Consider the following 13,571-nt stretch of genomic DNA (forward strand, 5'->3'; position numbering starts at 1 on the left):
GCTCCTCTATTCTCGTGGCGCGAAAGCGCTGAGTTCGCCCTTGTAGGGCTTGGGCAGGGGCGGGGCATAGCTGCAGCGTTTGCTGGTGCGCAGGCCCAGCGCGATTAGCGCTTCGGCCTGTTTGACCGCGGCGCCCACGCCATCGATCACCGGCAGCCCGAGTTCCTCCTGCAGCGCCCGCGCCAGGTCGGCCATCCCCGCGCAGCCCAGCACGATGGCCTCGGCCTTGTCCTCGCTGATGGCACGATCAATTTCCGCCCGTAGCCGCTCGCGCGCGCCCGAGGCTGGATCCTCGAGCGCCAGGACCGGAATGTCGGCGGCGCGGATACGGGCGCGCCAGGACATGCCATAGCGCTGCGCCAGCTCCTCGATGGGCACGCGCGAGCGCTCGGTGGTGGTCACGACCGTGAAGCGCTTGGCGAGGAAGGCCGCGGTGGCGAGCGCCGCTTCGCAAATGCCGAGCACCGGAATGGTGGCCATGGCTCGGGCGGCATCGAGCCCGGTATCATCGAAACAGGCGATCACTGCGGCCCGGGCCCCCTCCCCCTCCGCCTGGCCGATCTCGCGCAGCAATCCAGGCAAGGCAAAGGCTTCGTCGTAATAGCCTTCGATGGAGACCGGCCCCATGGAAGAGGTGAGCGGCACGATCTCGGTCGTGGGCGCGGCCACCAGCCGGGCCGCTGCGGCAATGGTCGCGGTCATGCTGGCGGTGGTGTTGGGATTGATGACGGCGATGCGGTTCATGCCCGCACCCGCCGGCGGTTGATCCAGAGGATGGTGCTCAGGGTCACGAGGATCACGAGGAACGAGAACAGTGTCGTGACCGTCCCTAGCGCATAGAGCACCGGGGTCGTCACGTTGGTGGTCATGCCGTAGATTTCGAGCGGCAAAGTGTTGGCGCTGCCCGAGGTCATCAGCGTGCGGGCAAACTCGTCATAGCTCAGCGAGAAACCGAAAAGCCCCACGCCGATCAGGCTGGGTGCGATCATGGGCAAGACGACATGGCGAAAGGCCTGCCAGTTGCTGGCCCCCAGATCGCGCGCGGCTTCCTCGTAGCTGGGGGAAAAGCGGTTGAACACCGCAAACATGATCAGCACGCCAAAAGGCAGCGTCCAGGTCAGATGCGCGCCAAATCCGGAGCTGAACCAGTTGGGGCGCCAGCCGATCTGCTGGAACAACACGCCGATGCCGAGCGAAACGATGATGGAGGGCACAACGAGGCTCGCGACCGTCAGGTAGAAGAGGGGCGTTGCGCCAAGAAACCGGCGGCGAAAGGCCAACCCTGCCAGCAACGAGACCAGCACGGTGCCCGCCATCACCATCAGCCCAAGCGCAAAGGAGCGCCCGAAGCTGGCGCCGAAATCGCCCACCGCCTGGGTCTCGAACAGGTTCTGGAACCAGCGCAGTGACACGCCATTGAGCGGAAAGGTCAGCCCGCCCTGCGGCCCCTGAAAGCTGAGGATAAACACGGCCGACAAAGGGCCGTAGAGAAACAGCACAAAGAGGCCGAAAAAGCCGGCCAGCAGGTAAAAGCCGGGGCTGCGCTTTTCGCGTTCCATCCTAGAGCTCCTTGCGAATATCAACGATGCGCAGCATGCCCGCGACCATGAGCAGCACCAGCACCAGCAGCACGATCGCGTTGGCGGCGGCCGCCGGATATTGCAGCAGGCTCATCTGGTTGCGCATCATCAGCGCTACCGACGCGCTTTGGCCCCCGCTCATCACCTGCACGGTGGAAAAATCGGCCATCACCAGGGTGACGACAAAGATGGTGCCGATGGCGATGCCGGGCTTGGCCAGCGGCAGCACCACGTTCCAGATCACCTGCCAGTCCTTGGCGCCGGCATCGCGCGCCGCTTCAACGAGAGATTTGTCGATCCGCATCATGGCGTTGAAGATCGGGGTGACCATGAAGAGCGTATAAAGATGGACCATGGCGAGCACGACGGCGAAGTCGGAATACAACAGCCACTCGATAGGCTGTTCGATGATCCCCGCTCCTGTCAGCCCCGAATTGATCAGCCCGTTGCGCCCCAGCACGGGGATCCAGGAAATCATGCGGATGATGTTGGAGGTGAGGAACGGCACGGTGCAGATGAGGAACAGCACCATCTGCATGGTCGCGGTGCGCACATGAAAAGCGAGGAAATAGGCGACCCAGAAGCCCACAAAAGCGGTGATCGCCCAGACGATGACGGCATATTTGAGCGTATTGACATAGATGCGCCAGGTGACCCAGGAGCCCAGCGCTTCGGCATAGTTGAGGGTGAGGAAATCGGGATAGATGCCGGCAAAGTCATAATCCCAGAAGCTGACCACCAGCAGCAGCAGGATCGGGAGGGCAAGGAAAAAGCCGAGGATCAACAACAGCGGCGTCGCCTGCAGATAAGGCGTGGCGCGGGCGAGCAAAGCGTTCATTGGAATGCTCCTGCAGTTGCAGTCGACACCCTCCCCCTCGCGGGGAGGGATCAAGGGTGGGGGTGGAAAGCCCGGAAATCGAGGCTCCCGCCACTCCCACCCAACCTCCCCCGTCAAGGGGGAGGTGCCGCATCGGTGAATGTGGCAAGAGCCTGCCAGACAGGCTGAGGCATCAGGCGGCGATGAACTCGTTCCAGCGGCGGACCATATAGCGGTCCTCGTCCATTACCGAGTTCCAGCAGGCGACCTTGCCCATGCGCTCTTCGAACGAGCCGCCATCGCGCACCGCGCCGGCCTTTTCCATCACGGTGCCATCGGGCGCAAGGATGTCGCCCTGGGCGGGCTTGCCTTCGATCCAGAAGCCCCATTCGTCGGGGGTCATGTGCTGCTTGGCCGTCTCCATATTGGCCGAATAATAGCCCTGCCGGTTGAGATAGCCGCCGACCCAGCCCGAGGTGTACCAGTTGATATATTCATAGGCCGCGTCGAGCTGGGCGCCCGACAGGTGCGCCGCCAGCCCCATGCCGCCGCCCCATGAGCGATAGCCTTCCTTGAGGGGCTGGTAGGTGCAGGCAATGCCCTTGGAGCGCACTGCGGCGACGGCGGGCGACCACATGGACTGGATCACCACTTCGCCCGAGCTCATCAGGTTGACGCTTTCGTCAAAGCTCTTCCAGAAGGCGCGGAACTGGCCGTCCTGCTTGGCCTTGATCAGAAAATCGATGGTGGCATCGATCTCCTCGGTGGTCATGTTGCCCTTGTCGCCATAGGTGATGAGCCCCATGGCTTCCATGATCATGGCCGCATCCATGATGCCGATCGAGGGCACGTTGATGATGGCCGACTTGCCCTTGAAGGCGGGGTCCATGATATCGGCCCAGGAGGAAATCTCGCGGCCCACCAGATCGGGCCGGATGCCCAGCGTATCGGCATTGTAGATGGTGGGGACCATGGTGAACCAGTCCGTTTCGCCCTTGGCGAAGTCGCGGCTGTCGGGGCCTTCCACAAAGCCAACCGTATGGGGCGCTGTGCCCTGGGCGATGACGCTGTCGGGCAGCAGCTTGCCGGTCTTAAACAGCGGCACGATCTGGTCGTAATGCGTCAGCCGGCTGATATCCATGGGCTGGATGACGCCGGCCGGAAAGACCTTTTTGAGGATCCAGTATTCCACATCGGCGATGTCGTAGCTGTCGGGCTGGGTCACGGCGCGCTGGGCGGCCGCATCGCTGTCGGTGGCCGTCATCTGGATGGTGATGCCGAGGTCTTCCTTGCACTTTTCGGCAATGGCGTTGAGGTTGCTCACGCCGGTGCCGAACTGGCGCAGGGTAATGGGGTTTTGCGCCCAGATAGTGGGAAAGCCTGTAATTGCCCCCGAACCCAGGCTGGCGCCGACCGCGGCGGCAGCGCTGGTCTTGAGAAAGTTGCGGCGGCTGACACCGGACTTGATGTCACTCTTGGCGGTCATGGCACGTCTCCCTGTTGGTTTGATGGACGGTTAGGCATCGGGTCGGGCGAGGACGATGGCGTCCGCGGCATCCCAATGAAGGGGCACCGCATCGCCCACCGCGACCGGGGTCGCGTAAAAGGCGGTGTCGGTGATGATGGCGGTGAATTCGCTGATCCCGGCGCCCTCCACGGTGAGCTTCACCGTGGCGCCGCGATATTCGATGTTGGAGATGAGCCCGGTGAACCCCAGGCCCGGCTGCGGGCTGTCCCCGATCCGCACATGGTCGGTGCGCACGGCGACATCCATATCGGCGCCCACCGGCAGGGGTGCGCCGGTGGCGGAAAAGCTGCCGCCGCCGACCACGGTGTAATCCACCAGGCCGTCGCCGGCGCCGGTGACCTTGCCCGAAATCACATTATGATCGCCCATGAAGCGGGCAACAAAGGCAGTCGCCGGGCGCTCGAACACCTCGCGCGGGGTGGCGGCCTGCTCGATCCGCCCATTGCTCATCACCACGACAAGGTCGGCCAGCGCCATGGCTTCTTCCTGGCTGTGAGTGACATGGACAAAGGTGATGCCGAGCTGCTTTTGCAGTTTCTTGAGCTCGGCGCGCATGCGGATCTTGAGGAAGGGATCGAGCGCCGAAAGCGGCTCGTCGAGCAGCAGCGCTTCGGGATCGGTGATCAGCGCGCGCGCCAGCGCCACGCGCTGCTGCTGGCCGCCCGAAAGCTGGCCGGGACGGCGGTCTGCATAGGCATCCATCTGCATGAGCTTGAGCAGCTCGAACGCTCGCGCGCGCCGGGTCGGCTTGTCCACCCCCGCCATTTTGAGGCTGAAGGCGACATTGTCGACGAGATCGAGATGGGGAAACAGCGCATAGGATTGGAACATCATCGCCGTGCCGCGCTTGGCCGGCGGCAGGTCGGTCACCACCTGCTTGCCCAGAACAATGTCCCCGATTGAAACGGTTTCGTGCCCGGCAATCATGCGCAGGGTGGAGGTCTTGCCACAGCCCGAAGGGCCGAGCAGACAGCAGTAACTGCCGCCGGGAATCTTGAGGCTGATGCTGTCGACGGCCGTGGTCTTGCCGTAGATCTTGGAGACAGAAGCAAGATCGATCTCGGCAGACTTGGACATTGCGCAGCTCCCTTTGTCGGGAACTGTCATGCATCAGTTGTGCCAATCCTTGTTTGGACGGGTAAGTCCTTGCACTTGATCGCCAATTTAGCCGCGCAAATCTGCACAACAGAACGGCAGCATCTGCTTGTGCCTAATTTGGGCGCAATTGAGCTCAAAGCCTATGCACTAGCTGCTTCCTCTTGGCAGTCTTGGTGCACGGGCCCATTAATGCATGAGCAACTAACCTTGAAGTGCAACAGCAATGGCAAAACTCAGCATCGATCCCAGCGCCGCAGTGCCGGACGGGCGCGCCCCGGCCAAGCAGCAGCTGTTCGACCCGACCCAGCCCGGCCCCTGGCGCGGTCACCTTCCGGGCGAGGCCCTGGGCACCACGACCACGATCCTCGCCTATGGCAATGAGGCGGTGGGCACGGGGCCGGCCCTGCATGTCCACCCCTATGACGAGCTCTTCGTCGTGGTGGAAGGGCGCGGGCGCTTTTACGTGGGCGATGCGGTGATCGACGCGGAAGCTGGCGAGGTCGTGCTCGGCCCCAAGGGGCTGCCGCACCGGTTCGAGAATCTGGGGCCGGGCCGGCTGCAAACCATCGACATCCATCTCGGACCCCAATGGCTGCAGGCCGACCTCTAGCGCGATCCTAGTCGGTCACGCGCTCGGGCGGCACATGGCCGTGCCGCCAGTCCAGCATGCGCTCGGCCTTGGCCGAGTTGAAAAAGCTCTGGTGCCCGCCCCAGCCATCGCGCAGCGGAATTTGCGGAAAATACTGGCGCGCCAGCTCCCGGCTGGGGGTATCCGAAATCGTGTCTGCTGCCACGATATAGAAGGCCTCGTGACCCTCGATGGAAGCTTCGAGGCTCAAGAGGCACGCATCGGCCGCCGCATCGCGCCTGGTATAGGCCCAGAGATGCTTGGCGATCTCGGGATTGGGGTCATAGAGCGCCTTGGCGATGGAGCGATCGTCGCAGACATAATGAAAGCGCATGGAGGCGATTACCATCTCCGGATAGCGTCGGATAAAGGCGTCGGCCTGCTGCTCGCAGATCCATTTGGAGAGGCTATAGGGGTCCTCGGCGTAATTGGGATGGCTCTCATCGATGGGGAAATAATCATAGCGCGGGGCGCGGCTGAAGGAATGGCCGATGGCATTGACGCTCGAGGCCTGGCAGACACGCCGGATACCGTTCTCGACGGCGGCCTGGAGCGCATTATAGCTGCCCACCACATTGTTGTTGTGCACGATGTGATCGGGGTGGCGGCCGGGGGAGGGAATGGCGGCCATGTGGATCACCGCATCGCAGCCGGCAAAGGCATCGAGCAGGGCATCGTAATTGTCCATGTCGGCCAGAACGAAGCGGCGCTCGCCGCTCGCCACGACATCGGGGTGCTCGACCCGATCGATGCCGACCACCGTGTGGCCGCGGGCCTCGGCCTCTTTAACAATGGCGCGGCCAATGCCGCCGCTGGCGCCGGTAACTGCAATTCTCATGGATCTGACCTATTGCGCATAAACGGCCTCGTGCAGGCCGCGGATGTAACCAATGGCGTAAAGCCGCCCAAAGGCGGAATAGCCGGCATTATCGTTGCTGTCGCCCGCAACGGTGGGCACGTGATCGGGTCGCAGCACGCCGCTGAACCCGATATCGCGATAGGCCTGCATGCAGGCGAGCATGTCGGTCTTGCCGTCGTCGTGCCAGGTTTCCTCGAACCGCGTGGGCACGCCCCGCACATCGCGGAAATGCACAAAGGAGATCTTGTCGCCAAAGCGCCTGATCTCGCGGGGGAGGTTATCGGTCATCAGGGTGAAATTGCCCTGGCACAGGGTAATGGTGTTCATCGGGCTGGGCGCCGTGGCCAAGAGGCGCTGGTAGTTTTCGATGCTGCGCATGATGCGGCTGACGCCACGAATTGGGGTGATCGGCGGATCGTCGGGGTGCATGGAGAGCTTGACCCCGGCTTGTTCGGCGACCGGCAGCACCCGCTTGAGGAAATAATCGAGGTTCTCCCAAAGCGCTTCCTCGCCGATGGGCGGGTTGCTCGTCAGGTCCTCGGGGACATCATCGAGATTGAAGCTCGTGACCACCGAGCCGCCGCGCGAGGGCGTCGCCATATTGGTGCGCACCCAGTTGAAATCGGTCATCCATTCATAGCACCAGACCCCGATGCCAAGCTTGCCCATGCTGGTGAGGAGTTCGCAGACGACATCGATCTCTTTGTCCCGCCCCGGCAAGCCGCGCTTGGCCAGATTAAGCGGCGGGCGTGCCTCGATGACGCGCAGCTCAAAGCCGGCATCCCCGTAGCTTTGCTGCATGCGGCTGAGCGGGGCGAGGTCCCCCAGCCTTTCCCCCGGGCGCAAGCTGTCAAAGGGCAGCCCGCCCACGGCAAGATTGACCCCGGCCTGCCGGGCAAGCTGCCAGACCGGCGATGGCGTGGGGCTGATGAATTCGGCGATCTCGAGCATAGGGTTCTCAGGCAGGCAGGAGTTCGGAGAGCTTTTCAGCCACGAGTTGGGGCTGCCGCTCATGCAGGTAGCAAGCGGCCGCCTGGTGCGGATTGATCTGGAACAGCGGCGGGCGGCTGGCGCATATCGGCATGGCCTTGGGACAGCGCGGCATGAAGGGGCAAGCGCCGGGCGGGGGCGCGGTGCTTTCGCGCGCCATGATCGATTGCTCGCCCCAGCGCTGCTCGAGATTGGGCCAGGGAATGGAATCGACCAGCAGCTGGGTATAGGGATGCTGGGGCGACTTGATCACCCGATCGACATCCCCCGCCTCCATCACCCCGCCCCGGTACAGGACGATGATCGACTTGGCGATGTGGTAGGCGGTGGTCAGATCATGGGTGATGTAGATGATCGAGACGCCATAATCGCGCTGCAGGTTGCGCAGGGTTTCGAGGATCGTGGCGCGCAGCGAGGCATCCACCATGGACACCGGCTCGTCGGCGATCAGCAGGCGCGGCTTCAGCAACAAGGCGCGGGCGACATTGATGCGCTGGCGCTGCCCGCCCGAAAGCTGGTGGGGAAAGCGCCCGAGTACGTCTTCGGGGCGCAACCCCACGGCATTGAGCGCTTCTTCCATGCGCGCCCGCGCCTCAGCCCTTGTGCTTGCCAGCTTGAAGCGCTTGATGGGCACGCTCAGCAGGTGATCGACGGTATAGAAGGGATTAAAGACCGCGAAAGGATCCTGGAACACCGCCTGCACTTCCCGCCGATAGGCCAGCCGTTCGGGGCCGGTCAGCGTCGTGATGTTGCGCCCCTTGTAGAGGATTTCCCCCATTGTGGGGCTGATGAAGCCCAGCAGCAACATGGCGAGCGTCGTCTTGCCGCTGCCGCTTTCGCCAGCAACGGTGAGGATGGTGGGCTCGTCCTCCTTGAGGGTGAGCGAGATTTCGCGCAGCGCCACGGTAGGATGGGAATGGGTCAGCCCGCGGGTATAGACTTTCGAGACCCCGCGCAGCTCGAGCAATTCAGCCATGGCGGGCCTCCGCGTCAAACAGGTGGCAGGCGACGCGGCGGCCACCTTCCAGTTCCAGCACTTCGGGCCGCACCGTGGTGCAGACGTCCATGGCAAAGGGGCAGCGCGGGTGAAAGGCGCAGCCGCTGGGAATGCGCAGCAGCGAAGGGGCAAGGCCCGGAATGCCCTGGAACACGCCGCGATTGTCGAGATTGGGCAGGCTCGAGATCAGGGCGCGGGCATAGGGGTGCTTGGGATCGGTGAACATCTCGCGTACGCTCGAGATTTCCACCAGCCGGCCCGCATACATCACCGCCACCCGATCGACGAACTGGGCCATGAGCCCCATGTCGTGGCCGATCAGGATCACGGCGGCGCCGATCTGGTCTTGCACCCGGTCGATGGTTTCCATCACCTGGCGTTGGGTGACCACATCGAGCGCGCTGGTGGGCTCATCGGCGATGATGACGCTGGGCTCGAGCAGCACGCCAATGGCGATGCACACCCGCTGCTTCATGCCGCCCGACAGCTCATGGGCATACATGTTGAAGACGCCTGGATCGAGATCGACCGAGCGCAGCGCCTGACGGCAGCGATCCTGGATAGCCGAGCGGCTTTCCCCCGGCAGATGCGCCTTGATGGCATCGACCATCTGCGCGCCGATGCGGATCACGGGGTTGAGCGAGTTCATCGCCCCCTGCGGGATATAGGCGATTTTGCTCAGGCGCGCGCGGCGCATGGCTTCTTCGCTCAAGCCCATGAGTTCGGTGTCGCCCACAAAGACTTCACCCCCCTCGATGCGTCCGGGGGGCTTGATCATGCGCATCATGGCCAGCGCCAAGGTGCTCTTGCCCGAGCCCGACTCTCCGACCATGCCCAGCTTCTGGCCGGCATTGAGGGTGAAGCTGACATCGTCGAGCGCGCGGGCCCGGCCAAGATCGGTGTAATAGGTGACGGCCAACTGGTTGACGCGCAGCACCGGGCAGGGCGCGGGCTGCGCCAAGACCCCGGCATGGGGCATTGGCGCGCTTAGGGGGTCGAGGGTCACGGCAGCCATTTCGCTACTCCGTCCTTCTGACGCGGGGATTGGCCAACTCGTCCAGCCCCATATTGACCAGGGCCAGCGCCCCCAGGATCAGGATCATGGCGAAGGCCGGCTCGAGCGGCCACCACCACCAGCCATTGAAGAACGCGCCCTGGCTCTGGGCGGCCCAGATGATGTTGCCCAACAGCGGCTCGCGCAGGGGCCCGAGGCCGAGAACGGCGAGATAAAAGGAGGCGAACACGGCGGCAAAGACCTGGCCGACAAAGGCGGCGGCGATGAAGGGCAGGAGATTGGGCAGGATTTCCTTGAAGATGATGCCCATGTCCGAAACGCCCGAAAGCTTGGCGACGGCCACGAACTGGCGCTCCTTCATGGTCAGCACTTGCGCCCGGATCACGAGGGTTGGGCCCATCCAGGCCAGCATGGCGACAATGATCGCCATGGTGACGATGGTGACGTCGCGCTTGTCGAGCGAGCCGGCCGCCACGACCTGGATCAGCAGCACCGGAATGGGCGTCAGGATCTGGCAGACCGTGCGCACCGTGCCATCGATCCAGCCGCCGAAATAGGCGGCGGTGAAGCCCAGCACCACGCCCACCAGCGTACCGATGCCGCCGGCGAGAAGGCCGATAAAGGCGGTCTGCCAGGTGCCCACCACCATGGCCGCGAGCAGGTCGCGGCCAAAGAAATCGGTCCCGAAGGGATATTTGAGGCTGGGGGGCTGCTTGAGCGCAGCCGACAGCGGATAGGCCTTTTTGGGATCGATGAGGATGAGCCCGATAATGGTGAAAAGGGCCAGCGCCAGGAGGATGGCGGCGCCGAGCGCCAGCCCCTTGTTGCGCCGGAGATAGCGGAGCGTCAGGCGCACGCGCGAGGGCTGGGTCGGCAGGGTTGGGCTCACCGGCACGCCCGTAGCATTGACGAGGGTCATGGCGGGCTCCTAGCTGTTGCGAATGCGCGGATCGAGCAGCGGATAAACGAATTCGAGCAGCGTCATCAGCAGTGCGATGGCAATGGTGATGAACAGCACGATCCCGTAGATCACCGGGAAATCGTTGGCGCGGATGGCAAGGTTGAGCGCCGTGCCGATGCCGGGCAGGCCGAACAGCCCTTCGACGATCACCGCCGAGGTGACCACCGTGCCCAGCGCCAGGGCCAGGCCCGTGACCTGGGGCAACAGCGCGTTGCGCAGATAATAATCGCGGAAGATGCGTGGCCCGCTCAGCCCCTTGTGTTCGGCGAAATTAACGTAATCCTCCCCCTGGATGGTGACGCCCATGCCGCGCATGGAGAGCACCCAACCGCCTACGGAGCCCAGGATCAGGGACAGAGCGGGCAGGATCTGGTGCGCCATGAGATCGGTAAAAAACGCCCAGGACCAGTTGGGCACCAGCCCCACCGAATAGGCCCCGCCGAGCGGCAGCCATTTCAGACGGAAGCCGATGAAGAACAGCAGCAGGATGCCCATGATCACCGGGGGCACGCCGGTGAGGAGAATGAAGGGCGTTGCCGTCGAGCGTAGCCAGCCCGGCGCCCTCGGCCAGGCCGCCACTGCGCCGAGAAGTGTGCCAATGATGAAGCTCAGCACCGTCGTGACCAGCAGCAGCCCGATGGTCCAGGGCAATGACTGGGCGATCACATCTGTGACGGTCATGGGATAGCGGCTGAGCGAATAGCCGAAATCGAGCCGCAGGATATTGCCCAGATACTGCCAGTATTGCTCGAGCAGCGGCCGGTCGAGGCCGAATTGCTGCTGCATGGAGCCGATCAGCTTTTCGATATCGGCGGGCGAAAAGCCGCCGGTGCGCGCCAGTTCGCCAAAGCGCTCGCGAATGGCGTTACGCGGCGACAGGCGCGGAATGAAAAACACGATGGTCGAGGCAGCCCAGACGATCAACACAAAATACAGCAGGCGCCGGGCAACGATCCGAATGTTCACTGCACTGATCCCGATACACTTGGGGGAAAGGGTGCGCGCGTGCCGCGCACCCCGGGTGCCGGAAGTCTTAGTTGCCCGAAGGCTGCAGCCCCGCGATCACGAGGAGGCCGGTATGGGCCCAAAAGGCGCCATTGGTGCCCAGGCCCACATTCTCGGCGCTGGGCCAGTTGGTCCAATAATGGTTGTTGTAGGGAATGCGGTGCAGCCACTGGATCACGGGCACATCGATCACATCCCGCCAGTAGATTCCCAGCGCCTTGGCGGCGCCCTCGATAAAGGCGGGATCCTGGGAATCAAGGGGCGCAATGGCATCCACCAGTGCATCGTATTCGGGGTTGGAATAGCGCGAGAAGCGGTTGTTGCCGGCCGAGGAGCCGATCACATTGGAATAGCGGCCATGGAAGAGGTTGAGCGCCTCGAAGGGATCAAACAGGCTCGCGCCGTGGCCGAACATGTAGAACCCGGCCTTGCCGTCCACCATGTTCTGGTAGGCATCGGTGCCGAAATTGACATTGGAGTCAAAGCCGGCCTGGCGCAGCATTTCGGCCAGCACCGGGGCCACATCGCCATGGATCGTTTCAAAGGCCTGGATGGTGGCGTCGAGCGTTTGCCCGTCCTTTTCCCACAGCCCATCGCCATTGCGGGTAAAGCCCGCTTCTTCCATCAGCGCCGCGCTCTGATCGGGGTCGAAGGTCCAGGGGCTGTATTTTTCTTCCTCGGCCTTCACTTCGGGCGAGTCGGCGAAGGTTTGCAGGTTGGGGTACAGCGGGAAGGGATAGATAGTGGCGATCTCGGCCCCTTCGTAAAGCACCTCGTTGATGAGGTCGCGATTGATGGCGAGGCTCACCGCCTTGCGCACCCGCACATCGTTGTAGGGCTCGAGCTGGGTGTTCATCCACAGCGAATTGGGCCACCAGTCGAGATAGCCATAGGGGCTTTCCGTGCCCGTCCAGGACTGGATGTCGGGGTTCTGCTGCAAGATATTGCCGATGATCTGGGCGCGCATATCGACCGAGGAGTCGAACTCGTTGTTGACGAGGCGCTGGGCCACCGTGTCGATGGGCTGGTTGAGGATGTTGACCACCACCACCCGCTTGACCGCCGGCGTCTCGACGCGCCCGGCCTTGACCGCCCACCAGTCGTCGCGCAGGTCGAGGATCTTCTGGTTGGCGTTCCAGGCGACGACGTCATAGGGACCCGAATGGGGCATTTCCGCCAGGCCCGGCACCTTGGTCGGATCCTCCTGCTGGGACAGCCAGTGTTCGGGCACGATGGGGATGCCGGTATCGAACTTCTCGGTCAGCACCTCGAACTTGAAGCGCGGTGCCGGCTGCTTGAACGTCACCTCGACGGTCAGCTCGTCCTTGGCGGTGATGGTATCGACAAGGTCGGCGAACTGGGCGTGATAGGGGAGCGTTTCGTAATCGCGCTGGCCTTCAAAGGTATAAACGACGTCATCGGCCGTCACCGGCTCGCCATCGGACCATTCGGCATTTTCGTTGAGCTTGATCTCGAGCGCGGTGAAATCCTCATTGGTGTATTCCATGCTGTCGGCCAGCCAGGGAATGAACTCGTTGGTGTAGATGCCGAAATACATCAGCGGCTCGAACAGCAGGTTGTTGCCTTCCTGATGGGTATAGCCGGGCAGCACCCATGGATTGGTGGTGCCGATCGAGGAGGATGCCGAAACGCCCCAGGCCAGGTTCAGCGTCTGGTTGCGCGGCACTTCGGGCAGGGGGCCGCTGGGGGTGATTTCGGTCGCGGGCGGCGCGCCGGTCTGGGCCAGGCTGGCCACCGGCACCGCCACCAGCCCCAGCGCGATCACCGAGGCAGCAACTGCATGAAATTTGAACATCAAACGCTCTCTCCCTTGTTGGCTCCAGCCGGCTGGCGGCATGCCGGAGGGCATGGCTGCGCCGGGCACCTGCGCGCACCTCAAGCCGGCGGGGCCGGCATTGCTGTGATCCGGCAGGGCCCCGGTCTCCTCAAACCAGCCGGGCCCTGCACCTCCTTGTGTTTGCCTCCATCCTGATCTGACGCCAGTGATTGGAGGACCAACATAACTATTGTGCGCCCGCTTGCCAGAATTGGCAATGCTGTTACTCGCTTTATCGCAGAGAAGGCGCAGACTA

The 13,571-nt window shown here is 63.3% G+C and carries 13 protein-coding genes; 1 reads left to right on the forward strand and 12 read right to left on the reverse strand.

Annotation, left to right across the window (positions count from 1 at the left end; genetic code table 11):
• Positions 1 to 6 precede the first annotated feature (6 nt).
• From AC3YOG_RS03340 to AC3YOG_RS03360, 5 genes are all read right to left on the reverse strand, one after another.
• A complete protein-coding gene (locus AC3YOG_RS03340) occupies positions 7 to 744 on the reverse strand; it encodes an aspartate/glutamate racemase family protein (RefSeq protein ID WP_489934063.1) in 738 nt (245 codons plus the stop codon).
• Complete coding sequence (locus AC3YOG_RS03345; protein ID WP_489934064.1) at positions 741 to 1,559, reverse strand: ABC transporter permease; 819 nt, start codon at positions 1,557 to 1,559, stop codon at positions 741 to 743. Before AC3YOG_RS03345 ends, AC3YOG_RS03340 begins: the two co-directional genes overlap by 4 nt.
• A 1-nt stretch (position 1,560) precedes the next feature.
• The gene (locus tag AC3YOG_RS03350) at positions 1,561 to 2,418 is read right to left on the reverse strand and encodes an ABC transporter permease (protein WP_489934065.1); all 858 of its coding nucleotides are present in this window, start codon (positions 2,416 to 2,418) and stop codon (positions 1,561 to 1,563) included.
• A 172-nt stretch (positions 2,419 to 2,590) separates the two neighbouring features.
• Positions 2,591 to 3,883 (reverse strand): ABC transporter substrate-binding protein, encoded by a 1,293-nt coding sequence (locus AC3YOG_RS03355; RefSeq protein WP_489934066.1) that lies wholly within the window; start codon positions 3,881 to 3,883, stop codon positions 2,591 to 2,593.
• A 30-nt stretch (positions 3,884 to 3,913) separates the two neighbouring features.
• Positions 3,914 to 5,002 (reverse strand): ABC transporter ATP-binding protein, encoded by a 1,089-nt coding sequence (locus tag AC3YOG_RS03360; RefSeq protein ID WP_489934067.1) that lies wholly within the window; start codon positions 5,000 to 5,002, stop codon positions 3,914 to 3,916.
• Between the two features lie 244 nt (positions 5,003 to 5,246).
• Between AC3YOG_RS03360 and AC3YOG_RS03365 the strand changes: the two genes are divergently transcribed.
• Positions 5,247 to 5,633, forward strand: coding sequence for a cupin domain-containing protein (locus tag AC3YOG_RS03365; RefSeq protein WP_172121871.1), 387 nt, complete (start codon positions 5,247 to 5,249; stop codon positions 5,631 to 5,633).
• A gap of 7 nt (positions 5,634 to 5,640) precedes the next feature.
• Here the strand turns inward: AC3YOG_RS03365 and AC3YOG_RS03370 are convergent, their stop codons facing one another.
• From AC3YOG_RS03370 to AC3YOG_RS03400, 7 genes are all read right to left on the reverse strand, one after another.
• Positions 5,641 to 6,489, reverse strand: coding sequence for an NAD-dependent epimerase/dehydratase family protein (locus AC3YOG_RS03370; RefSeq protein WP_489934068.1), 849 nt, complete (start codon positions 6,487 to 6,489; stop codon positions 5,641 to 5,643).
• 9 nt (positions 6,490 to 6,498) lie between these two features.
• Positions 6,499 to 7,461, reverse strand: a complete 963-nt coding sequence (locus AC3YOG_RS03375; RefSeq protein ID WP_489934069.1) for a mannonate dehydratase — start codon at positions 7,459 to 7,461, stop codon at positions 6,499 to 6,501.
• Between the two features lie 7 nt (positions 7,462 to 7,468).
• Positions 7,469 to 8,476 (reverse strand): ABC transporter ATP-binding protein, encoded by a 1,008-nt coding sequence (locus AC3YOG_RS03380; protein ID WP_173088463.1) that lies wholly within the window; start codon positions 8,474 to 8,476, stop codon positions 7,469 to 7,471.
• Entirely contained in the window at positions 8,469 to 9,512 is a 1,044-nt protein-coding gene (locus tag AC3YOG_RS03385; protein ID WP_489934070.1) for an ABC transporter ATP-binding protein, read from the reverse strand. The genes AC3YOG_RS03380 and AC3YOG_RS03385 overlap by 8 nt, the downstream gene beginning before the upstream one ends.
• A gap of 4 nt (positions 9,513 to 9,516) precedes the next feature.
• The gene (locus AC3YOG_RS03390; RefSeq protein WP_489934071.1) at positions 9,517 to 10,431 is read right to left on the reverse strand and encodes an ABC transporter permease; all 915 of its coding nucleotides are present in this window, start codon (positions 10,429 to 10,431) and stop codon (positions 9,517 to 9,519) included.
• A gap of 9 nt (positions 10,432 to 10,440) precedes the next feature.
• Positions 10,441 to 11,439 carry an ABC transporter permease gene (locus tag AC3YOG_RS03395; protein ID WP_489889362.1) on the reverse strand — a complete coding sequence of 333 codons (999 nt, stop codon included), beginning with the start codon at positions 11,437 to 11,439 and terminating at the stop codon, positions 10,441 to 10,443.
• A 67-nt stretch (positions 11,440 to 11,506) separates the two neighbouring features.
• Positions 11,507 to 13,294 carry an ABC transporter substrate-binding protein gene (locus tag AC3YOG_RS03400; RefSeq protein WP_489934072.1) on the reverse strand — a complete coding sequence of 596 codons (1,788 nt, stop codon included), beginning with the start codon at positions 13,292 to 13,294 and terminating at the stop codon, positions 11,507 to 11,509.
• Between the last annotated feature and the right edge of the window lie 277 nt (positions 13,295 to 13,571).

The sequence above is a fragment of the Devosia sp. Z6_126 genome (genome assembly GCF_058133495.1).